The sequence below is a fragment of the Lysinibacillus sp. JNUCC 51 genome, from assembly GCF_015999525.1.
Taxonomy (GTDB): domain Bacteria; phylum Bacillota; class Bacilli; order Bacillales_A; family Planococcaceae; genus Lysinibacillus; species Lysinibacillus xylanilyticus.
The window spans coordinates 1,393,957-1,414,634 of the sequence record NZ_CP065545.1; the positions used below are offsets into that span (position 1 = coordinate 1,393,957).

Annotated in this window: 24 protein-coding genes; 8 read left to right on the forward strand and 16 right to left on the reverse strand. The window is 37.5% G+C overall.

Annotated elements, in window-relative coordinates; all coding sequences use genetic code 11:
- The first annotated feature begins 31 nt into the window (after positions 1 to 31).
- Positions 32 to 532, forward strand: coding sequence for a peptidyl-prolyl cis-trans isomerase (locus JNUCC51_RS07070; protein ID WP_337991404.1), 501 nt, complete (start codon positions 32 to 34; stop codon positions 530 to 532).
- A gap of 11 nt (positions 533 to 543) precedes the next feature.
- Positions 544 to 747, forward strand: a complete 204-nt coding sequence (locus JNUCC51_RS07075) for a YlaI family protein (protein ID WP_337991405.1) — start codon at positions 544 to 546, stop codon at positions 745 to 747.
- Between the two features lie 195 nt (positions 748 to 942).
- On the opposite strand, the gene JNUCC51_RS07080 is transcribed toward JNUCC51_RS07075, so the two are convergent.
- The 5 genes from JNUCC51_RS07080 to typA form a co-directional block, all read right to left on the reverse strand.
- The gene (locus JNUCC51_RS07080) at positions 943 to 1,737 is read right to left on the reverse strand and encodes an ABC transporter permease (RefSeq protein ID WP_337991406.1); all 795 of its coding nucleotides are present in this window, start codon (positions 1,735 to 1,737) and stop codon (positions 943 to 945) included.
- On the reverse strand, positions 1,730 to 2,497 hold the full coding sequence (locus JNUCC51_RS07085) for an ABC transporter ATP-binding protein (protein WP_337991407.1): 768 nt from the start codon (positions 2,495 to 2,497) through the stop codon (positions 1,730 to 1,732). Before JNUCC51_RS07085 ends, JNUCC51_RS07080 begins: the two co-directional genes overlap by 8 nt.
- A gap of 1 nt (position 2,498) precedes the next feature.
- Entirely contained in the window at positions 2,499 to 3,491 is a 993-nt protein-coding gene (locus tag JNUCC51_RS07090) for an ABC transporter substrate-binding protein (protein ID WP_100545556.1), read from the reverse strand.
- A gap of 283 nt (positions 3,492 to 3,774) precedes the next feature.
- Positions 3,775 to 4,173: a YlaH-like family protein gene (locus JNUCC51_RS07095; protein ID WP_337991408.1), complete on the reverse strand. Its 399-nt coding sequence runs from the start codon at positions 4,171 to 4,173 to the stop codon at positions 3,775 to 3,777.
- Positions 4,174 to 4,203: 30 nt separating this feature from the next.
- Positions 4,204 to 6,048, reverse strand: coding sequence for a translational GTPase TypA (typA, locus tag JNUCC51_RS07100; RefSeq protein ID WP_337991409.1), 1,845 nt, complete (start codon positions 6,046 to 6,048; stop codon positions 4,204 to 4,206).
- 139 nt (positions 6,049 to 6,187) lie between these two features.
- On the opposite strand from typA, the gene JNUCC51_RS07105 reads away from it, so the two are divergent.
- The 3 genes from JNUCC51_RS07105 (at position 6,188) to JNUCC51_RS07115 (ending at position 7,992) form a co-directional block, all read left to right on the forward strand.
- Complete coding sequence (locus JNUCC51_RS07105; protein WP_100545553.1) at positions 6,188 to 6,373, forward strand: DUF5325 family protein; 186 nt, start codon at positions 6,188 to 6,190, stop codon at positions 6,371 to 6,373.
- Between the two features lie 378 nt (positions 6,374 to 6,751).
- Positions 6,752 to 7,177 (forward strand): HTH domain-containing protein, encoded by a 426-nt coding sequence (locus JNUCC51_RS07110; RefSeq protein WP_337988614.1) that lies wholly within the window; start codon positions 6,752 to 6,754, stop codon positions 7,175 to 7,177.
- Complete coding sequence (locus JNUCC51_RS07115) at positions 7,102 to 7,992, forward strand: IS3 family transposase (RefSeq protein ID WP_337992198.1); 891 nt, start codon at positions 7,102 to 7,104, stop codon at positions 7,990 to 7,992. The genes JNUCC51_RS07110 and JNUCC51_RS07115 overlap by 76 nt, the downstream gene beginning before the upstream one ends.
- Before the next feature lie 143 nt (positions 7,993 to 8,135).
- Here the strand turns inward: JNUCC51_RS07115 and JNUCC51_RS07125 are convergent, their stop codons facing one another.
- On the reverse strand, positions 8,136 to 8,930 hold the full coding sequence (locus JNUCC51_RS07125; protein ID WP_337991411.1) for an inositol monophosphatase family protein: 795 nt from the start codon (positions 8,928 to 8,930) through the stop codon (positions 8,136 to 8,138).
- A gap of 205 nt (positions 8,931 to 9,135) precedes the next feature.
- Complete coding sequence (locus JNUCC51_RS07130; protein ID WP_049668292.1) at positions 9,136 to 9,333, reverse strand: YkzI domain-containing protein; 198 nt, start codon at positions 9,331 to 9,333, stop codon at positions 9,136 to 9,138.
- Positions 9,334 to 9,454: 121 nt separating this feature from the next.
- Here JNUCC51_RS07130 and JNUCC51_RS07135 point away from each other — a divergent pair, with 121 nt between their 5' ends.
- Positions 9,455 to 10,081, forward strand: coding sequence for a YktB family protein (locus JNUCC51_RS07135; protein WP_337991412.1), 627 nt, complete (start codon positions 9,455 to 9,457; stop codon positions 10,079 to 10,081).
- A gap of 281 nt (positions 10,082 to 10,362) precedes the next feature.
- Here JNUCC51_RS07135 and JNUCC51_RS07140 read toward each other — a convergent pair whose 3' ends face one another.
- Positions 10,363 to 10,650, reverse strand: coding sequence for a UPF0223 family protein (locus JNUCC51_RS07140; protein WP_049668290.1), 288 nt, complete (start codon positions 10,648 to 10,650; stop codon positions 10,363 to 10,365).
- A 138-nt stretch (positions 10,651 to 10,788) separates the two neighbouring features.
- Entirely contained in the window at positions 10,789 to 11,745 is a 957-nt protein-coding gene (locus JNUCC51_RS07145) for an NAD(P)H-dependent flavin oxidoreductase (RefSeq protein WP_100545550.1), read from the reverse strand.
- A gap of 151 nt (positions 11,746 to 11,896) precedes the next feature.
- Between JNUCC51_RS07145 and JNUCC51_RS07150 the strand changes: the two genes are divergently transcribed.
- Positions 11,897 to 13,366: an aminotransferase class I/II-fold pyridoxal phosphate-dependent enzyme gene (locus JNUCC51_RS07150; protein WP_337991413.1), complete on the forward strand. Its 1,470-nt coding sequence runs from the start codon at positions 11,897 to 11,899 to the stop codon at positions 13,364 to 13,366.
- 37 nt (positions 13,367 to 13,403) lie between these two features.
- Here JNUCC51_RS07150 and JNUCC51_RS07155 read toward each other — a convergent pair whose 3' ends face one another.
- On the reverse strand, positions 13,404 to 13,742 hold the full coding sequence (locus JNUCC51_RS07155) for a helix-turn-helix transcriptional regulator (protein WP_337991414.1): 339 nt from the start codon (positions 13,740 to 13,742) through the stop codon (positions 13,404 to 13,406).
- Positions 13,743 to 13,915: 173 nt separating this feature from the next.
- Between JNUCC51_RS07155 and JNUCC51_RS07160 the strand changes: the two genes are divergently transcribed.
- Entirely contained in the window at positions 13,916 to 14,512 is a 597-nt protein-coding gene (locus JNUCC51_RS07160; RefSeq protein WP_337991415.1) for a class I SAM-dependent methyltransferase, read from the forward strand.
- 33 nt (positions 14,513 to 14,545) lie between these two features.
- Here JNUCC51_RS07160 and JNUCC51_RS07165 read toward each other — a convergent pair whose 3' ends face one another.
- From JNUCC51_RS07165 to JNUCC51_RS07190, 6 genes are all read right to left on the reverse strand, one after another.
- The gene (locus JNUCC51_RS07165; RefSeq protein WP_337991416.1) at positions 14,546 to 15,223 is read right to left on the reverse strand and encodes an LrgB family protein; all 678 of its coding nucleotides are present in this window, start codon (positions 15,221 to 15,223) and stop codon (positions 14,546 to 14,548) included.
- Positions 15,216 to 15,659, reverse strand: coding sequence for a CidA/LrgA family protein (locus JNUCC51_RS07170; protein ID WP_337991417.1), 444 nt, complete (start codon positions 15,657 to 15,659; stop codon positions 15,216 to 15,218). The genes JNUCC51_RS07165 and JNUCC51_RS07170 overlap by 8 nt, the downstream gene beginning before the upstream one ends.
- A 214-nt stretch (positions 15,660 to 15,873) precedes the next feature.
- On the reverse strand, positions 15,874 to 16,656 hold the full coding sequence (locus tag JNUCC51_RS07175; protein ID WP_337992199.1) for an SDR family NAD(P)-dependent oxidoreductase: 783 nt from the start codon (positions 16,654 to 16,656) through the stop codon (positions 15,874 to 15,876).
- A 232-nt stretch (positions 16,657 to 16,888) separates the two neighbouring features.
- A complete protein-coding gene (gene lpdA / locus JNUCC51_RS07180; RefSeq protein ID WP_068983305.1) occupies positions 16,889 to 18,304 on the reverse strand; it encodes a dihydrolipoyl dehydrogenase in 1,416 nt (471 codons plus the stop codon).
- Between the two features lie 5 nt (positions 18,305 to 18,309).
- Entirely contained in the window at positions 18,310 to 19,656 is a 1,347-nt protein-coding gene (locus tag JNUCC51_RS07185; protein ID WP_337991418.1) for a dihydrolipoamide acetyltransferase family protein, read from the reverse strand.
- 43 nt (positions 19,657 to 19,699) lie between these two features.
- Complete coding sequence (locus JNUCC51_RS07190) at positions 19,700 to 20,677, reverse strand: alpha-ketoacid dehydrogenase subunit beta (RefSeq protein ID WP_049668280.1); 978 nt, start codon at positions 20,675 to 20,677, stop codon at positions 19,700 to 19,702.
- Position 20,678 lies beyond the last annotated feature (1 nt).

Consider the following 20,678-nt stretch of genomic DNA (forward strand, 5'->3'; position numbering starts at 1 on the left):
GGATATACAAGATTTGAGGAGGATTTCTATTATGGAAACAATAATTCCTATCAAGGGTGCAGTTACATTTCAACTAACATTAGATCCCACTGTTTGGATTTTCGATGATCGTAAATTAGATTTAAAAACATACTTCGATGCGAAAGAAGTTGAGGAAGATTCGGATATTAAATATATGCGTGAAGTAGGTGCTCACTGGTCACGTGAGATTATGGAAGGAGCTACTTTCCCACCAACATTAAAATCAGAACGAAAATTTGACCGCAAAGGGATGGAAACAGGTACTTTCGGGATAGAATTAGGTCACTTCTTGAAAAATGCTGAAATCAAACCTGAAGCAACAACAATCGTCATTGAATGTGAAGATGGAAAAGAATATCCATTTACTATCAAAGAAGCTTATACATTAATATTAAAATATAGCCAAGATGGCAAGCCATTATTTGAAGATGGTCCTGTTCATGTGCTATTTAAAAACGGCTCAAATGTAGACAACCCTATCAAAAATGTATTAGCAATTCGTGCTGAGTAGGAGGGAATGCAATGCGCGTAAAATGCGTTATTTGCGATACAATTAACAATTTAGATGATAATTTACCGTTAGCAAAAAAATTACGCAATCGACCAATTCATACGTATATGTGTGATACATGCCATGATCGTATTGAAGAAAATACCGTTGCACGCATTGAAACAGGAAATTTCCGTTTTTATCGGACTTCACCACAAATGGATAAAGAATTTTAACTGATCAGCCGAAGGAGGTGACCCATTATTAGAGTCACCTCCTTTATCGTTCAGGCCACTTACCAAGATTTATCGGAACAATTTTAGCTTTTATCGGCATAATATCTCATTTTATCGGAACAATTTCAGTTTTTATCGGAATATTATCAACATGAAGAAGGTGACTCAATATATTTGAGACACCTCCTTTGTCGTTCAACCATTATTTTTTACAATCGCCTTCTCAATCAACTCGACAACCTGATACATAATTGTCGCAAAGAAAGCGATGATGAGAAGTGACATAAGGACAAGATTAAAATTAAACACCTGGAAGCCATAAATAATTAAATAACCAAGTCCTTTTGAAGCAACTAAAAATTCACCAACAATGACACCTACCCAGGAAAGTCCCACATTTACTTTCAGAGTAGAAATAATTGTTGGGAATGAAGCCGGTAAAATAACTTCTTTAAATATTTGCCATCTGGTTGCCCCAAAAGTTTGTAATACTTTGCTGTAGTTTGGATCAACCCCTTTAAAAGCCGTATAAACTACGATGGTTGTAATAATTATTGAAATCAAAGCCCCCATCGCAATAATTGAAAAATAACCTGGACCAAGGGCGACTATTAAAATTGGTCCTAATGCAACTTTCGGCATGGCGTTTAAAATAACTAAATATGGATCTAGTACCTTCGATAGCATCGGTGACCACCACAATACGATTGCTATTAATGTACCTATTAATGTACCGGCAATAAAGCCAATAATCGTTTCCATTAAAGTAACACCAACATGCAGTGATAACGTACCATCGCTCACTTTTTCTACTAAAGTGTGCCATACCTGCGTTGGTGAACTAAAAATTAAACGGTCAATCCATCCAAATCTTGAAAGAAGCTCCCACCCACAAAAAAATACGAGTAAGATGATAAGCTGATATAATCGAACATAACGCTTTTCTTTTTTTAACATTTGTAAATACTGTTTAAATAAAGTACTATCCAAGACTCTCCAGCTCCTTCCAAATCGTTTGGAATATATCTGAATATGCTGGATGCTGGCGAACATCAAAAGGTGATAGCTCTTGTAACTCTGAAGGTATTTCAAATACTCTATGCAATGTACCTGGATTTGCAGAGAATAGAAATACCCGTTCACTCATTGCAATCGCCTCACCAATATCATGTGTCACAAGAACTGCAGTTTTTTGATAGGCCTTTAAGGTTTCAACAACCAAGTCCTCCAGTTTTAATTTAGATTGATAATCCAGTGCTGAAAATGGTTCATCTAACAATAAAATTTTAGGGTCCACTGCTAATGTTCTTGCCAGCGCTACCCGTTGACGCATGCCGCCAGATAATTCTCTCGGATAATTGTTCCCTACGTGCGGTAAACCAATTTCTCGCAGAAGTGCATTTGCAGTTACTTTATGCGTTTTATTACTTCGCTCCATGATTTTTAAACCAATTGTGACATTTTCTTCGATGGTTTTCCAAGGAAATAAATAATCTTGCTGAAGCATGTAGCCAATTAGAGACTGATTGTGAGGTGAAATTTCCTCACCTTCAATGTACACCTTACCTTCTGTAGACGAAAATAAGCCCGCAATAATTGATAATAACGTCGTTTTCCCACATCCGCTCGGTCCTATAAAAGAAACAAACTCACCTTCACGAATATCTAAATTAATATCACGTAAAACTTCCTTTGCTTGCGTATTCGAAAAATAGCTATGATGAATATTTTCTACTTTTAAAAATTCCATATTACTCAGCTGCCTTTTTAGCAAAGGTTGTATTCACAAGCTTTTCATAATCCACCCGTTGAGGAAGTTCACCTGCTTCCTCCATGATCTTTTGCAAGTTATCCCATTCCCCCTTATCCAAAATAGGATCTGTAGCATATGAACCTTGTGATTTATAACGTTCAACCACTGTTTCAATTAATCCAACATCTACATTTTCAAAGTATGGCTGAATAATTTTCGCTATTTCGGCCGGACTCGCTTTTTGTACAAAATCCTGTGCTCGTTTCAACGCATTTGTAAAGCCTTGAACTGTCTTCGAATTGTCTTTTAAATAGCTATTTTTCGCCATAAACGATGTATAAGGTAATTGCCCAGATTCAGTACCAAACGAAGCGACAATATAGCCTTTACCCTCTTTCTCAAAGATGCTCGCTGTTGGTTCAAATAGCTGTACATAGTCCCCTGTTCCAGATGCAAATGCAGTAGAAATATTAGCAAAATCAATGTTTTGAATAAGTTTTAAATCATTAGCAGGGTCAATGCCATGCTTTTTCAGGACAAACTCACCCGCCATTTGTGGCATACCACCTTTACGTTGCCCTAAAAACGTAGAGCCCTTTAACTGATCCCATGAAAAATTATCCATCTTTTTGCGCGCCACTAAAAATGTGCCGTCTGTTTGTGTTAACTGTGCAAAATTTTGAATCGGGTCATTGGCACCTTGGAGCGTTACATAAATAGAAGTTTCCGATCCAACTAAGGCGATATCAATGCCATCAGAAAGTAGCGCCGTCATTGTCTTATCGCCACCTGCAATTGTTTGTAGCTCAACGGAAAGCCCTTCATCCTTGAAGTACCCTTTTTCAAGTGCTACATACTGCGGCGCATAGAAAATCGAGCGCGTCACTTCCCCAACTTTAACTTTTTCAAGCTCCGTTTTATTACACGCTGTTAAAGAAAGGGATAATAAAGCAATAACACTAACTAGTAAACCTTTTTTAAGCCAACGCATTCCATTTCCTCCTTGATTGATGAAAATAAGCCTATCGACATTAACTTATTCATATCGGAAGATTTCGGTGCCTATCTTTATAAAATTGTTCTACAATGCGACCCTTTCGACCCTCTTATTATGACGTTCTTTTTGACACTTCCATGATTCTATCAGTCTCGTTGGCTCTATTATTCATCACTTTTGTTTCGAATATTTTTAACTCTCTATAGAACCTTAAAGACAAAAGAAAACAGCCTTAGCTATTCAACGCTAAGACTGTTTCTATTAAGGTAAAGTTATTTCACTGATTCGCAGCTTGTTGCTCTTCTCTTTTTTCACGCCATAAACGTGTTTTATAGATGATCAAAATTAACGCTGCTACAATGAGCCCCTCTACCATTGGAAGATATAATGCAAAAAATGTTAATATAATACACCCTAAAAACAGGAAAATGTAAATAACTATATTTTGTGATAGTTTTAATTTCTTTGCAAAGCCTAGTTTATAAACAAGTGCTGAGAGCAAGAACACTAGTGCAAACAGAACATAGCCTGCCATTTCATAGCTCGGTAAGTTTTCATATAAAAAACGCGTTATCCCTGCCATTTTTTCATAGGCTTTTGCTGTTTCCTCTACGTTTGCTTGTTCAGCAACTTGAATAACATTTAGTTCACCTAATAAAGCGGACTTAATATCCAAGACTCATCTTCCTTTCATGGAAGCAAAAAATTATTTGTCAGCGTTTTTTAATTTTTTCGCTGCTTTCTCACGTTCGTTTTTGTCTAGAATTTGTTTACGAAGGCGAATAGATTCTGGCGTGATTTCTAGGTACTCATCATCAGTTAAAAATTCTAATGCTTCTTCTAGTGTTAATAAACGCGGCTTTTTAATTACGTTTGTCGCATCTTTTGTCGCAGAACGAACATTCGTTTTTTGCTTCATTTTTGTAATGTTTACAGTGATGTCATTATCACGTGTATTTTCACCAACAATCATACCTTCATAAATTTCAGTACCTGGTTCTACAAATAGTGTACCACGGTCTTCTACTTGCATCATACCATAAGTTGTCGATTTACCAGTTTCCATAGACACAAGTACACCTTGGTGACGACCACCGATACGACCTGGGATATATGGTTGGTAGCAATCGAAAGTATGGTTGATGATACCGAAACCTTTAGTCATTGACATGAATTCAGTTGTATATCCAATTAAACCACGTGCAGGTACTAAGAATGTTAAACGAACTTGGCCATTGCCATTGTTAACCATATCTAACATTTCACCTTTACGAGTACCAATTGATTCGATAATTGATCCAACATTTTCTTCTGGAACATCAATTTGTACACGTTCAAATGGCTCACATTTTACTCCATCAATTTCACGGATGATTACTTGTGGTTTTGATACTTGTAGCTCAAAGCCCTCACGACGCATATTTTCAATAAGGATAGATAGGTGAAGCTCACCGCGTCCAGAAACAGTCCAAGCATCCGGAGAATCTGTATCTTCAACGCGTAAAGAAACGTCTGTTTGAAGTTGAGAACGTAAGCGCTCCTCTACTTTACGTGCTGTTACAAATTTACCTTCACGACCTGCGAATGGTGAATTGTTAACTAAGAAAGTCATTTGTAAAGTCGGTTCATCAATGCGTAACGGTGTTAAAGCTTCTTGGTGTTCAACAGGACACACTGTTTCACCAACGTTGATGTCTTCCATACCTGAAACGGCAATTAAATCACCAGCTTTTGCTGATTGAATTTCTTCACGTTTTAAGCCAAAGAAACCAAAGATTTTTGTAACACGGAATTGTTTTACAGTTCCATCTAATTTCATAAGTGCTACTTGTTGACCTACTTCGATTGTACCGCGGAATACACGACCGATACCGATACGACCTACGTAATCATTATAGTCAAGTAAAGCTACTTGGAATTGTAATGGGTCTGCTGAATTATCAACAGGCGCTGGAATCGATTCGATAACTTTCTCAAATAGACATTGCATGTTTTCTTCTTGTTTTGCTGGATCTGCATCAAGTGAAGCAGTACCATTTACCCCAGAAGCATAAACAACAGGGAAGTCTAATTGATCGTCATCTGCACCAAGCTCGATGAATAATTCTAATACTTCATCTACTACTTCTAGTGGACGAGCTGAGTCTTTATCTACTTTATTAACAACCACAATTGGTGTTAATTTTTGTTCTAACGCTTTTTTCAGTACAAAGCGTGTTTGCGGCATACAACCTTCATACGCATCGACAACTAGTAAAACGCCATCTACCATTTTTAAAATACGTTCTACCTCACCGCCAAAGTCGGCGTGTCCAGGCGTATCAAGGATGTTGATACGAGTTCCGTTATAATTTACTGCAGTATTTTTCGCTAAAATTGTAATACCACGTTCACGTTCAATATCATTAGAGTCCATTGCACGTTCTTCAACATGTTCGTTTGAACGGAATGTACCCGATTGTTTTAATAATTGGTCGACTAAAGTAGTTTTACCATGGTCAACGTGTGCGATAATTGCGATATTGCGAAGATCTTGACGTAAGTTTGTCATTATTCCACTCCATATTCTTTTTTCGAATGTTTAACTGTGATATTATAGCACAAGAAGGATAGAAATGTCCTTATTAGAATTTACATCATTCTAAAAAAATATATTTGCATTACAAATTTTTAATATAGGAGGCTCGGCTATGAATCGTGCAAAATTCGTAATGGGCGTTTACGCATTAGCGGCTGTATTAGCAATGTGTTCTATCGGATATTCAGTGGCAGTTGGTAGTGTATTAGGTATAATAGCAGGCATTGTGGCTACTTGTGTCATCTTCATGACAGCCTTTAAAATGAAACGTAAACTGCGTGAGCAAGGACTACTTTAACCTCTTTCAGCATTCATCTCCCACCTCTATAGGTGGGAGATGAATGCTATTTTAAGTCACTTTTTTAGCGGATGTCACGGAATTGGAAAGAATTAATAAAAGATGTTAGCCTACAATCATCGCATCCATGCGATAACGGCTAACTGACTTGCATCGCTGCAGCTGTCGCAACGTTAGCACTGCGCTTTCGCACAAAAAACACTTGCAGGCCTAAGTACAAAGCCGATTCCGGACACAATTATGCCTAGGCATAATTGATTAAATAATAAGGAGCCTGTCTAAAATAATATGTACCCTATAAGATAGACACTTTCAAAAAGGTCATCTTATAGGGTATTTTTGTTTATAATGAAGAAAAAACGAGCGGTGGTTAATAGTATGACTAAAAATTTACTTTCGAAACAACAACAGGCGCAATTAAAATTAAATCCATACGTTAAAACGGTAAGCGCAAAAGCCATTACTTATACAGATGAATTTAAAGAATTTTTTATTGATGAATACGATAAAGGAAAATATCCAAGTGAAATTTTCCTTGAGGCAGGTTTTGATATTGAAGCCCTTGGTCCAGCGCGTATTCGGAGAGCTTCGAATCGTTGGCGTATGGCTTATAAAGAGCATGGGTTATCGGGTTTAGAAGATGCCAGAAAACATGCTTCAGGTCGCCCTTTAGAGCGTGAATTAAGTTTAGAAGAAAAATACGTTCGCTTAGAGGCGAAGATGAAATTATTAGAAGCAGAAAACGAACTTTTAAAAAAGCTAGATCAACTCGAAAGGCAGCTGATGAGGAAGAAATCAAAATAAGTACTGCACAAAAATTTGAATTAATCCATCAAATAATTGAAAAATATCAATTAAAACGAATGATAGGATATCTTTGTGCAATCGCAAATGTTTCACGCTCAGGCTACTATCGCTATTTTAGTGAAGAAGCTGTCTTAACTCGTCAAAAACAGAATAAAGCAGATGAAGTGGTAAAAGAAGTTATTTTGAAGGCCTTTCATTTCCGAGGACGAAAGAAAGGTGCACGTCAAATAAAAATGACACTCGAAAACCAATATGAAATTACGTACAACCTCAAGCGTATCCGTCGCATTATGAAGAAATTTAATATTGTTTGCCCTATTCGAAAAGCGAATCCAGCACGTCGTATGGCAAAAGCAACAAAGGAACATCGCACATGTCCTAACAAATTAGACCGTAACTTCAAGCAAGGTGTAGCAGGGAAAGTATTACTAACCGATATCACATATTTAACATATGGCGGTGGTCAACGTGCTTATTTATCAACGATAAAAGACGCTGAAACAAATGAAATTTTAGCTTATGAAGTATCTTCTACGTTGAGTATAGAAATTGCGCTCAACACGTTACATAAATTGAAGAAGCATCGCCATTTAAGGGAAGATGCCTTTATCCATTCGGATCAAGGTTTCCACTATACTAATCCAAAGTTCCAAGCCTTAGTAAAGAAAATTGGCTTGGGGCAGTCCATGTCACGTCGAGGAAATTGTTGGGATAATGCGCCACAAGAATCATTCTTTGGACATTTTAAAGATGAAACAACTATTAGAGCATGTGAAACGTTAGAAGAAGTAAAGAAATTAAGAGTTATATGATTTACTACAATCATTATCGAGGGCAATGGAATTTAAATAAGCTACCGCCTGCAAAATACAGACAGCAGCTTCAGAAAGTTGCCTAACCTTTTTTAAAATGTCCTTTACAAAGGGTACATATTAAAAATAGACGGCTCCTTTAATTATTCATATGGCACAATATAGTTTTCCAATATCTCTTTGTGTATAGAAGGATTGGCAATGATAAACGTATCTTGATGCAAGAAATCAAAGCCCTCACCATGTAAATTAGTGGCAATAGCACCAACTTCCTTAGCTATAATCGTACCTCCAGCAATATCCCACGGCGATAATCTCATGGATACATAAGCATCTAGTTTACCACTGACAACAAACGCTATTTCCATTGCGGCTGAACCATATGACCGCGTACCACGTACTTTCCGAACCATTTCAATTACTTTTTCATGGTGAATATGTCGGTTTGGTGCTACCCAGTGGGCGTTTATACCAATGACCGATTCCTCTATTTTAACTGACTGCAATTTACGTAATGGTGAGTCATTGTACCATGCCCCTTCGCCTGCAATAGCATAAAATAAATCTTCACGCATTACATCAAATATGTAACCAAGTTTACCTACCCCATTAACAAAAATACCGATAGAAATCATAAAATGACGATGTTGTTTCACAAAATTCATCGTGCCATCGATTGGATCAATAATCCATACAACACCCTCTAACGACTCTACTTTCTCTCCCATTCCCTCTTCCCCTAGGATTTTGTGGGTTGGATCGAAACCTCGTATTTTTTCGATAAAAAATAATTCAGTTTCACGGTCAATATTTGTGACAAGGTCATTTGCACTTGATTTTGTCTCGATAACTAGATTGTACGAAAAGGCCTCTCGAATACGGCTACCCGCTTCATATATAATACTTTTCGCAAATTGATTAATTTGTTGTAAATCCATAAAAACCCACCCTTCGATTATAAGAAAAGGCCCTATGCTTTTAGCCTACATAAAATATGTTTTTGTTAATAAGTAGCTCATAATTCTTACCTGAAAATATTACTTTCATTATGATATACTGTCTATTTTACCCTTTGTAGCAATAAAAATCACCTGCTGTCGGAATATTCAGCAAGTGATTTTTCAAATCGGTATAAAATTTTTATTACGCATAGGCGTGTAAGCTTTCAAGTTCCAGCTGAATTTCAGCCAAACGTTTTTTGCTTTTTTCAATTTCAATCTCATTTTTTTCATTCATTGCCGAGAATAGCGAGGCTAATTCATAATCTAATTCTAATTGTAAAATGTGTTCATATTGCTTTTCAATGTCGACTTTACGTATAATTTTTACGATTGGTTTCATAAAAATCACTTCCTTTTTTATTTTTTAAAAAACTTATCACATTCAATAAAGTGCTTGTTATAAGATTTTTTCCCATTTTCCTTATAAAATAAACCTTATAAATCGAAAGGAGTTAATAAAAATGCCGAAAATAAAGTGGACTAACAAAGACTTCAATGTTTTTCAAATAGACGGTTTAGAACAAAGAATGGATTCATTAAATGTATGTGTACGACCAAAATTCCAATCGCTTGGAGAGGATTTTTCTTCCTACTTTTCAAGTCATCTTGGAGAAGAATTTTATCCTCACGTTGCAAAGCATGCGCGTAGAACAGTAAATCCCCCAAATGATAGCTGGGTTGCCTTCGCTCCGTACAAAAGAGGTTATAAATCATTACCTCACTTTCAGATTGGTCTATGGAGCACACATTTATTCATCGTCTTAGCTATTATTTATGAAGCTCCACAAAAAAATGTGATGGCAGAACGTTTAATTGCCAACAAAGCAATGTTACAGCAGCTTCCTGACGATTTCATTGTCTCTGGGGATCATATGTCTCCAGGAGCAATCTCCATGCAAGAGGCAAAGGAAGACAAGCTAGATGAATTACTAATCCGATTACGTGATGTTAAAAAAGGAGAGTTTTTAGTAGGTCGTCATATTCCAAAAGATCAAGCTGTAAAACTGTCAGCGAGTCAACTTCATCAATTAACCGAAGAAACCTTTAGCAGTTTACTCCCTATTTATAACATCATTGTTGGAAAATAAAGTTTGACGGATTGTGCTTCAAACTTTGTGACATAATAACTAAACACTTATATTTATATATTGTGGAAATTTTACGTTATTATCCCTAGTAAACGGAAATTTATTTGAGGAATATTCTTACAGATGAAAGTTTGAGGAGATTATTTATTTTTTCCTTTTTAAAATAGGAAAATGCTTTATTTTGTTTATGTAGTATATGAAATATGCTTATTTTTACCACAGAGATAGTGTAAAGTTATCATATAAAAAAGTGGGCGTGAGTATTCTCACGTCCACTTTTTTTATCGACGTTGCTTTGGTGCAACTTTAATAATCGTGCCATCAGTTGCTTCTTTTGTTTGTTTCACAACAGGGTAACTGACATAGCCACTTGCTTCTTCAAATTCACGGAAAATGGTTTTTTCCTCAGCTTGTGAAGGGACAATTTCTTTAAAACGACGATATTTCGCCATCATTACTTCACGCTTAATGCCTTTTTCATAAGCTTGTTCAATTCCTTCAAAAAATTGGACAACATCAACAATTTCCTCAGTTGACCAATCAGTTGAAAACGGATAAGAGTATTCCATTGGACATAACCACCTTTATGTTACTGACCCGATACGAAAACATACATTTCTAAAAAAATGTAGCCATCTCTACTGTGACACAACTTATATCTTTTTATTTTTATTTTTGTGTCTTCCTTATTCTCTGAGCCTGGTTCGTTAAGCCCATTTTACCCGAATACTTTCTGCTTCTGCAAGCATTCGAGTGATTAGCTCCTCGACTGTTGGAATATCATGAATCATTCCTGTAACTTGTCCAGCCCAGCCAATTCCTTCATTTTTTTCGCCATCATAAATAAAACGTTTATTTGCTTTCCCACTAATATAATCTTTTAAGGCCTCATAAGTAGGTGTAGTTCGCTCAATTTCTAAAATCTTTTCTGTAAATTCACTGCTCAACGCTCTTGCTGGTGCACCTATAGAGCGTTTAATAACAGTCGTATCTGCCTCGGTGCTTGCAATTAAGGCTTCTTTATAAGCCTCAGAAGCATCAACACATTCCTTTGTCGCTATAAAACGCGTGCCCATTTCAATTCCCTCTGCTCCCAGTGCATGAGCTGCCATCCAGCCACGGCCATCGCCAATTCCACCCGAGGCAATAACAGGTATTTTCACACTATCTACAACCTGTGGCACAAGCACCATTGTTCCAATATCATCGCGTCCAAGATGACCTCCGCCCTCTTGCCCAACAACCATAACAGCATCTGCGCCCAGCTCTTCCGCCTTTTGAGCTTGTCTACGTGCAGCCACAAGTACTAATTTTTTAATATCCGTTCCTTCTAAAATATCAAAAATCGGTGCAGGATTCCCTCCAGTCATTGTAACAACCGGTACCTTTTCTTCTACTGCAACACGTACCATATCTTCATAACCAGTACCATACATACCAATTGCAAAATTTACGCCAAACGGTTTATCCGTTAAAGTTCGTAGTTTATGAATCTCTGCGCGCAATAAGTCAGGATCTCGTAAACTCATTGCTGTTATTTGCCCTAGCCCCCCAGCATTGGACACCGCTGCTGCTAAATCCGCATATGCTAAATAGGCTAATCCCCCTTGAATAATTGGGTATTTAATATTTAAAAGCTCAGTTACACGTGTATTCCAATTCATAGTATCTCCCCTTTCTTTCGATACTAATTTCTCGAAATTATTAAAAAATCCTTTTATTTTTATTTTTTTCTGCAAAGTCTATTTTTTCTTGCAATTTGGTGCTATAATTCATTTGTTTTCTTACATATTATAAAGTGAGGTGGTACCTGCGTTGTCACAATTAGAGACTCCATTGTTCGACGTATTACTTAAACATCGGAACAGACATCCAATTCAGTTCCATATTCCAGGCCATAAGAAAGGTCAAGGTATGGACCCTGCGTTCCGAGAATTCGTCGGCGACAACGTTTTATCAATTGATTTAATTAATATTGCTCCACTAGACGATTTACATTCACCGAAGGGCGCCATTAAAGAAGCGCAAGCACTCGCTGCCAAAGCCTTTGGTGCTGATCATACATTCTTTTCCGTTCAAGGTACTAGTGGCGCCATCATGACGATGATTCTGACCGTCGTCGGTCCAGGTGATAAGATTCTAGTACCACGGAATGTTCATAAATCAATTATGTCGGCGATTGTTTTCGCTGGTGCAATCCCGATTTTTATTCATCCTGAAGTAGACAGTGAATATGGTATTTCTCATGGAATATCGCCTGAAGCTGTTGAAAAAGCTTTAAATGCTTATCCAGATACAAAGGCAGTTCTTGTTATTAACCCAACTTACTTCGGCTTCTCAGCTGACTTAAAGCGTATTGTCGAAATAGTCCATAGCCGCAATATTCCGGTAGTTGTCGACGAAGCACATGGTGTACACATTAAATTTCATGATGATCTTCCATACTCCGCAATGGAAGCTGGGGCTGACATGGCCGCAACAAGCGTACATAAGCTTGGTGGCTCTATGACACAAACATCTATTTTAAATGTTCGTGAAGGACTCGTTTCTGCAAAACGTGTACAAGCTGTCCTGTCGATGCTCACAACGACATCGACATCTTATCCATTACTTGCTTCTCTTGACACAGCACGACGTCAGCTAGCAATCCATGGTTATGATTTAATTGGTGATGCACTTCGCTTGGCAAAGGATGCACGTAAACGCATTAACCAAATCCCACATTTAAAATGTGCTGGTAAAGAAAAATTAAATACATCAGCGACTTATGATATGGATCCTTTAAAGCTATTAATAAGTGTTAAAGATTTAGGTATCTCTGGTCATCAGGCTGAAGAATGGCTTCGTCACAATGCAAATATTGAAGTAGAATTATCGGATCTATATAATATTTTATGTTTAGTGACACTAGGTGATACGAAAAAGGAAATTAATCTTCTCGTCAATGCCCTTAGCCGTATGTCAAAAGCATTCGATTCAGAAGCTGCTATTACTGAAACAATGGTCAATGTACCAGAAATTCCTGCACTTGCAATGTCACCACGTGATGCATTTTATGCAGATACTGAAGTTGTTCCTCTTGCAGAAGCGGATAATTGTATTTGTGCAGAATTCGTTATGGTATATCCCCCAGGTATTCCGATTTTTATTCCCGGGGAAATAATTACTCGAGAGAATATTCGTTATATTCAGATGAATATCGAAGCCGGGTTACCTGTCCAAGGACCGGAAGATACCACATTAAAAACAATTCGCGTCATCAAAGAACGCAAACCTATTATTTAATGCAAAGCTACCTCAAAAAGAGGTAGCTTTTTGTCGATTAATAATAATAGAACCAAGTAGAAAGCATACCAAATACAGGAAAAACAAGCCACCAATGTCTCCACAAAAAATCCCCAACAGTTTTACGATCCGATTCATTAGAATCAAAGGAATCAGAGGCTACTTGTGTATGATATTTTTCTTCACCTGTAATAAGCTGGTCTAAAGAAATTTTATATAATTCACTTAACCTTCTTAAATTATCAATATCAGGATAGCCCTTTCCTAACTCCCACTTTGAAACAGATTGCCTTGAAATATTTAAAAAACCCGCGACATCATCCTGTGTATACTTATGTTGTTCTCTCAATTCCTTTAAACGGTTTTCTAAATTCATTGAATTTCACCTCCACCTTATAGGATTTTGATCAAATAATAATTGATTATTACACTTTATTCTAGAAGTTATCATTTGCTAATTCGCAACGCATAGTTGCTTTCAAAGAAAATGAGCAGAAAATTCGAATCTAGAGCATATTTTTCTTACAATATTTAATGAGGGGTGATGGAATGAACACATGGGATCAACGATTTAAAACAGCCGAATATGTTTATGGGGAGCAGCCAAATACATTTATAGAAGACTATGTACACTATTTGAAGGATTATCCAAGTGTGGCTGCATATGCCGAAGGCGAAGGTCGAAATGCTGTATTTTTAGCTTTACAGGGACATACAGTAACTGCCTTTGATTATGCGGAAAGCGGTCTTAAAAAAACAGAACAGCTCGCAGAAAAACATAATGTATCAGTTCATACAAAGCTAACTGACTTACTACAAGATGAACTGCCAGAAGAAATGTTTCAGGCTGCTATTATGGTGTTTGGACATTTTCCAGCTGAACAGCAACAAGAAGTGTTTAAGAGGATTGTTAATTCTGTAAAACCTGGCGGTCGTATTATGATGGAACTTTATTCAATTCATCAGCTACCTTACGCCTCAGGTGGCCCAAGACAGCTTGATTTTTTATATGATCCTTTGGATGTTCTAAAATGGTGTCAACCTTATAAAATCATCCATTTTTTCACAGGTGAACAAATGCGAAATGAAGGTATACTCCACACAGGACTTGCTCATACCATTCAATTTATTATCGAAAAAAGTTAAAAAGACTATATACAGATTTTCTGTATATAGCTTTTACAAAAATAAATAAACAAATAGTGGACATAAAAATGCGCCTATAATTGCAGTTAAGGCCATAGATAACGAGCCTACTGATAATTCTTGTTCTCCGTATTCTCTTAATTTAACAAGTCCAACGCCATGAGAAGCACTACCTACTGCAACGCCTCTACTAACGGCTGAATCAATTTTGCCGTATTTAATGACTAACGGTCCAATAATAGCGCCTACAAACCCTGCTAGCATTACAAATACAGCTGTTAATGGTGGAATGCCGCCAATTGACTCACTCACCTGCATACCTACAGGTGTCGTTAATGATTTAGGCAAGGCCGTCAGCAGCCAACTGTTATTAACACCAATCCATTTCAGCATAACAAATATTGTCGCTAAGCCCGTAATCATAGCGATAAAAATACCTGACAAAATAGCATACTTATATTTCATAATGATCTCACGCTGATTATATAGAGGATAAGCTAGGGCTACGACTGCTGGACCTAGCATTTTTTGAAGCCATTGTCCTCCCTCCATATAAGTAGAATATGGAATATTAAAGACTAATAACACAACAGCACTGACGATAGTTGTCGTCACTAGCGGAATCATTAAAGGATGTGGGTAACGTTGATAAAGTTTTGTAAATAACACGAACAAGACAACGGTGCCAACGACAACAATAATTTCAATCAACAGTTAACTCCCCCTCTCCTTCTTCTACAATGGCTTCTGTTTCTTTTTTAGTCTGCTCTTTTTTCTCAACCATTTGACTAAGTAATCCTGTAACATAAATAGAGATAAGTGTGCTTGCTATAACGGCTAGCATTATCAAGAGGCCAGTTGTTGAAAAAAGTTCAGGGTAGTCAATCACTCCTACTGTTGCAGGAATGAAGAACAAGGTTAATACGCCAATTAAGAAGCCTGCCCCATCTTGAATGTATTCTACTTTAATTATTTTAAAATTGAGCGAAAGCGCTAATAATAGTAATCCAATTACACTTCCTGGAAGAGGTACATGTAGTAAAGCCACAATACCGACACCCATGTAATAAAAAATATTGAGTATCCCAATCTGAACAATAATACGAACAACTCTCTTTAACATCAAAGTAATATTTTCGTTCAACATTTCGCCACATTTCACCCCCTATAACGTTTATTCTACATCTGCAGGAATTTTCTGTCTATTATAATTTTAGGAAAACAATAGAAAAAAGGATAACTCCAAAACAATTTGAGCCATCCTTTTTCTATACATACATCAAATAAAGAGGTTGTCTAAAAACTGCTCTACATTCATTTTTTAGACAACGCTAAATAAGCTTTTCTTCAAAAATATCACTCTATAATGCGTGTCCAGAACCACCATCAATATTAATAGAAGTTCCTGTCACATAACTAGCTGCATCTGATACTAAAAAAGTAATGACATTTGCCGCTTCTTGAGTATCCCCTACCCGACCAAGCGGAATTGCTTGACCTACTTTGCGAGAATAGTTTTCCCACGTAAGCTCTGGTTCTTCTTCTTTCCACTTCTTCTCTATTTGATCACTACGAATAAGCCCAACACAAACAGAATTCACACGAATATTATCTTTACCTAAGTCTTTGCTCATAGCTTTCGTTAATGCAAGTCCCGCAGCACGACTTACAGTTGTAGGAAGTGAGTTTGCTGGTGGTGTTTTAGCCATTACCGCGGTCACATTAACTATTGCACCTCCACCAACCTTCCGTAAATGAGGTGCAGCATATTTTGAACAATTAACAGCACCAAATACTTTTAAATCTAAATCAGCTTGCCATAGCTCACTACTAACCGATTCAAATGGATTAGCTGAAGCTGTGCCTGCATTATTTATAAGAATATCAAGTCGACCAAAATGCTCTACTGCTCGTTCAATTAAGTACTTACAATCTTTTTCCTTTGTAATATCAGTCGGTACAATCAATACGTCCTCGCCTGTTTCGTTTTTAATACAGCCAGCAGCCACTTGAAGCTGTTTTTCACCACGAGCACAAAGTACAACCTTTGCTCCCTCTTTGACAAGCTGCATCGCTGTATAATAACCAATTCCCTTACTTGAACCTGTAATAACTGCTACTTTCCCCTTTAAGCCTAGTTCCATTGTTATCACCTCAGTTTTTTTGATCAACTTCCCTTGTTTCAAAGACATCGTTATCATTTCCGGACACCTAGTCAATTACTAGATTTCTAAGTCTATCCGGTATGTAATATGTTCCCAATCGAACTATATTTTTAGAATATTCATTCGATATAATTACTTTATCAAAATTACAAGTAATATACAAAAAAACGGCTACAAAGCAAATGCTTTATAGCCGTTTTCATAAACTTTATTATTTTTTAGCTACAATATGGATTGGGTTGCCAAGTAATACTTCAGCAGCTTCCATTGTAATTTCACCTAAAGTTGGGTGAGCATGGATTGTTAATGCGATATCTTCAGCAGTCATACCGCCTTCAATTGCTAAGCCCATTTCAGCGATCATATCAGATGCACCAGCACCTACGATTTGAGCACCGATTAATAAGCCATCTTCTTTACGAGCAACAAGCTTTACGAAACCTTCTGTTTGGTTTAATGCAAGTGCACGACCATTAGCTGCGAATGGGAATTTCGCTGCAGTGTATTCAATGCCTTCAGCTTTTGCTTCGTCTTCGTTATAACCAACTGTTGCCATTTCTGGATCAGTGAAGCATACAGCAGGAATAGCTAAATAATCAACGATTGATTTTTCACCAGCGATTGCTTCAGCAGCAACTTTACCTTCGTAAGATGCTTTATGAGCAAGCTGAGGACCTGCTACAATATCACCAATTGCATAGATGTTTGGAATATTTGTACGACATTGTTTGTCAACATTGATTAGACCACGTTCACCGAATTCAACACCGATTTCTGCAAGGCCCATTTCATCTGTATTTGGACGACGACCTACAGTCACTAATACATAGTCAGCTTCAACTTTTTTCTCTTCTCCGCCAACTTCATAAGTTACTACTACGCCGTTTTCTGTTTCTTCAACGCCTTTTGCAGATGCGTTTACTTCCATTTCAACGCCTTTCTTTTTAAGGCCTTTTTTCACGATTTGTGTCATTTGTTTTTCGAAGCCAGCTAAGATATCTTTACCACCTTCGATAATTGTTACTTGTGAGCCAAGGTTAGCATAAGCTGAACCTAACTCTGTACCAATATAACCTCCACCGATAACTACTAATTTACCTGGTACTTCTTGTAAAGAAAGTGCGCCAGTAGAATTTAGTACGCGATTAGAGAATTTAAATGTTGGAATTTCAACTGGGCGAGAACCTGTTGCGATAATTACATTGTTAAATGTGTAAGTTTGAGCAGATTCACCATTGATGATACGCACTGAATGAGCGTCAACGAAATAAGCTTCACCTTGTACAATTTCAACTTTATTACCTTTAAGTAAGCCTTCAACACCGCCAGTTAATTTTTTAACAACGCTGTCTTTAAATGCTTGTGCTTTTGAGAAGTCTAATTTCACGTCAGAAGCGATGATACCCATGTCATCTGAATGTTTAGCATGCTCAAAACGGTGACCTACTGAAATTAATGCTTTTGATGGGATACAACCTACGTTTAAGCACACACCACCAAGTACATTTTTTTCAACGATTGTTACTTTTTGGCCAGTTTGAGCTGCACGAATTGCTGCTACATATCCTCCAGGACCTGAACCAATGACAAGAGTATCTGTTTCGATTGGAAAATCTCCTACTACCATTTTTGTTACGCCTCCATTAATAATAATTCTGGTTCACTTAACAAACGCTTTAAGTGATTTAAAGCATTTTGCGCAGTGGCTCCATCAATCATACGATGATCAAAGCTCAATGATAATGCTAACACAGGTGCGGCTACAATTTCACCATTTTTTATTACAGGTTTTTCTGAAATTCGACCAATACCTAGAATTGCTACTTCAGGATGATTAATTACTGGAGTAAACCATTGTCCTCCTGCAGAGCCGATATTCGTAATCGACATCGAAGCGCCTTTCATTTCATGTGGTGCAAGCTTGCCTTCACGTGCTTTAGTCGCTAATTCATTAATTTCATTTGATACTGCAAAAACAGATTTACGATCAGCGTGCTTAATAACTGGTACTAATAAGCCTTTTTCTGTATCTGCTGCAATACCAATATTATAATAATGCTTCTGAATAATTTCTTGTGTTGCATCATCTAATGAGCGGTTAAATTCTGGGAATTCGCGTAAAGTTGAAATAAGTGCTTTAACTACGTATGGTAAGTACGTTAATTTGACACCTTTTTCAGCCGCGATATCTTTGAATTTTTTGCGATGTGCTACTAGTGCTGTTACATCGACTTCATCCATTAGTGTAACATGTGGAGCCGTTTGTTTCGAGTGAACCATCGCTTTTGCAATCGCTTTTCGAATACCTGACATTTTTTCACGTGTTTCTGGGAATTCACCTTCAAGAACTACTGGTGCTGCTTGTGCAGTTGTTCCTTGCTGAACAGCTTCTTCATTAGCCACTGGTGCTACTTCAGCCTCTACAGCTCCTCCACCTTGTAGGAAATTCTCAATATCTTGTTTTAAAATACGGCCATTTTTGCCTGTACCTTTAACTTCACGAATATTAACATCATGCTCTCGTGCAAATTTTCGTACTGAAGGCATTGCAATAACACGCTTATTCTCATCAGCTACTGCTACTACTACAGCTTCAGTCTTTTCAATAGCTTTCTCCGAAGCCTGCTCATCTTTAACAGGAGCCTTTTCTACTTTCTGACCATCCTCAGCTGTTGCTTGAACTTGAGCCTCTGTTTTCGCTTCAGCATGGTCATCACCTTTTAGCTTTAAGTCTTCATAGCCAGGTGCATCAAAGCGGATTAAGACATCACCAACAACCGCTACTGTGCCCTCTCCTACTAAAACTTCCTCTACTGTTCCCTCAACCGGAGAAGGGATCTCTACTACTGCTTTGTCATTTTGTACTTCACAAAGAATATCATCTTCTTTTACTGTATCTCCAGCTTTAACGAACCATTTCACGATTTCGCCTTCGTGAATACCCTCGCCTATGTCCGGTAATCTAAATTCAAATGCCATGTGTACCCATCCTTTCTATTTACAGTTCCTTCTAGAAGCCACATTAGAATGTTAAAACTTTTTTCGCTGTTTCCATTACATCTTTATAGTTAGGTAACCAAACACCTTCAGCTTGTGGGAATGGGTACACAGTATCCGGTGCAGCCACACGTAGTACAGGTGCTTCTAAGCTTAAAATCGCGCGTTCTGTAATTTCAGCCACAACATTTGCAGCGATACCTGCTTGTTTTTGAGCCTCTTGTACAACGATTGCACGACCTGTTTTTTCAACTGACGCAATAATTGTTTCAATATCAATTGGTTGGATTGTACGTAAATCAATTACTTCTACAGAGTGACCTTCTTTTTCTAGCTCCTCTGCAGCCTTTAAGCTTTCGTGAACCATTAAACCATAGGCAATGATTGTTAGATCTTTACCTTCACGTTTTACATCCGCTTTACCTAGTGGAATTTCATATGCTTCCTCTGGTACCTCTTCACGGAATGAACGATATAATTTTAAATGCTCTAAGAAAATTACTGGGTTATCATTTCGAATAGATGAAATTAGTAAGCCTTTAGCATCGTATGGTGTAGATGGTACAACAACCGTTAAACCTGGTTGTGCTGTCATTAAACTCTCTAAGCTATCTGAGTGCATTTCTGGTGTGTGTACACCACCACCGAATGGAGAACGGATTGTTACTGGTGCATTATAGACACCACCGCTACGATAGCTCATACGCGCTAATTGACCACTAATTGAATCCATTACTTCATAAACGAAACCGAAGAACTGAATTTCAGGAACTGGACGGAATCCTTGAAGAGAAAGTCCGATTGCTAAGCCACCAATACCTGACTCTGCTAATGGAGTATCGAATACGCGGTCAACACCGAATTCTTTTTGTAGGCCTTCAGTTGCGCGGAATACCCCACCGTTGACACCTACATCTTCCCCGAATACAAGAACGTTTTCATCATTCTTTAATTCTGTACGAAGTGCATCTGTAATTGCTTGAATCATTGTCATTTGTGCCATA

Coding starts and splice junctions, on each gene's coding strand:
- JNUCC51_RS07070 (WP_337991404.1), top strand. CDS start 32: ATGGAAACAATAATTCCTATCAAGGGTGCAGTTACATTTCAACTAACA.
- JNUCC51_RS07075 (WP_337991405.1), top strand. CDS start 544: ATGCGCGTAAAATGCGTTATTTGCGATACAATTAACAATTTAGATGAT.
- JNUCC51_RS07085 (WP_337991407.1), bottom strand. CDS start 2,497: ATGGAATTTTTAAAAGTAGAAAATATTCATCATAGCTATTTTTCGAAT.
- JNUCC51_RS07090 (WP_100545556.1), bottom strand. CDS start 3,491: ATGCGTTGGCTTAAAAAAGGTTTACTAGTTAGTGTTATTGCTTTATTA.
- typA (WP_337991409.1), bottom strand. CDS start 6,048: ATGACAAACTTACGTCAAGATCTTCGCAATATCGCAATTATCGCACAC.
- JNUCC51_RS07105 (WP_100545553.1), top strand. CDS start 6,188: ATGAATCGTGCAAAATTCGTAATGGGCGTTTACGCATTAGCGGCTGTA.
- JNUCC51_RS07110 (WP_337988614.1), top strand. CDS start 6,752: ATGACTAAAAATTTACTTTCGAAACAACAACAGGCGCAATTAAAATTA.
- JNUCC51_RS07125 (WP_337991411.1), bottom strand. CDS start 8,930: ATGGATTTACAACAAATTAATCAATTTGCGAAAAGTATTATATATGAA.
- JNUCC51_RS07130 (WP_049668292.1), bottom strand. CDS start 9,333: ATGAAACCAATCGTAAAAATTATACGTAAAGTCGACATTGAAAAGCAA.
- JNUCC51_RS07135 (WP_337991412.1), top strand. CDS start 9,455: ATGCCGAAAATAAAGTGGACTAACAAAGACTTCAATGTTTTTCAAATA.
- JNUCC51_RS07140 (WP_049668290.1), bottom strand. CDS start 10,650: ATGGAATACTCTTATCCGTTTTCAACTGATTGGTCAACTGAGGAAATT.
- JNUCC51_RS07145 (WP_100545550.1), bottom strand. CDS start 11,745: ATGAATTGGAATACACGTGTAACTGAGCTTTTAAATATTAAATACCCA.
- JNUCC51_RS07155 (WP_337991414.1), bottom strand. CDS start 13,742: ATGAATTTAGAAAACCGTTTAAAGGAATTGAGAGAACAACATAAGTAT.
- JNUCC51_RS07160 (WP_337991415.1), top strand. CDS start 13,916: ATGAACACATGGGATCAACGATTTAAAACAGCCGAATATGTTTATGGG.
- JNUCC51_RS07170 (WP_337991417.1), bottom strand. CDS start 15,659: ATGTTGAACGAAAATATTACTTTGATGTTAAAGAGAGTTGTTCGTATT.
- JNUCC51_RS07175 (WP_337992199.1), bottom strand. CDS start 16,656: ATGGAACTAGGCTTAAAGGGGAAAGTAGCAGTTATTACAGGTTCAAGT.
- lpdA (WP_068983305.1), bottom strand. CDS start 18,304: ATGGTAGTAGGAGATTTTCCAATCGAAACAGATACTCTTGTCATTGGT.
- JNUCC51_RS07185 (WP_337991418.1), bottom strand. CDS start 19,656: ATGGCATTTGAATTTAGATTACCGGACATAGGCGAGGGTATTCACGAA.
- JNUCC51_RS07190 (WP_049668280.1), bottom strand. CDS start 20,677: ATGGCACAAATGACAATGATTCAAGCAATTACAGATGCACTTCGTACA.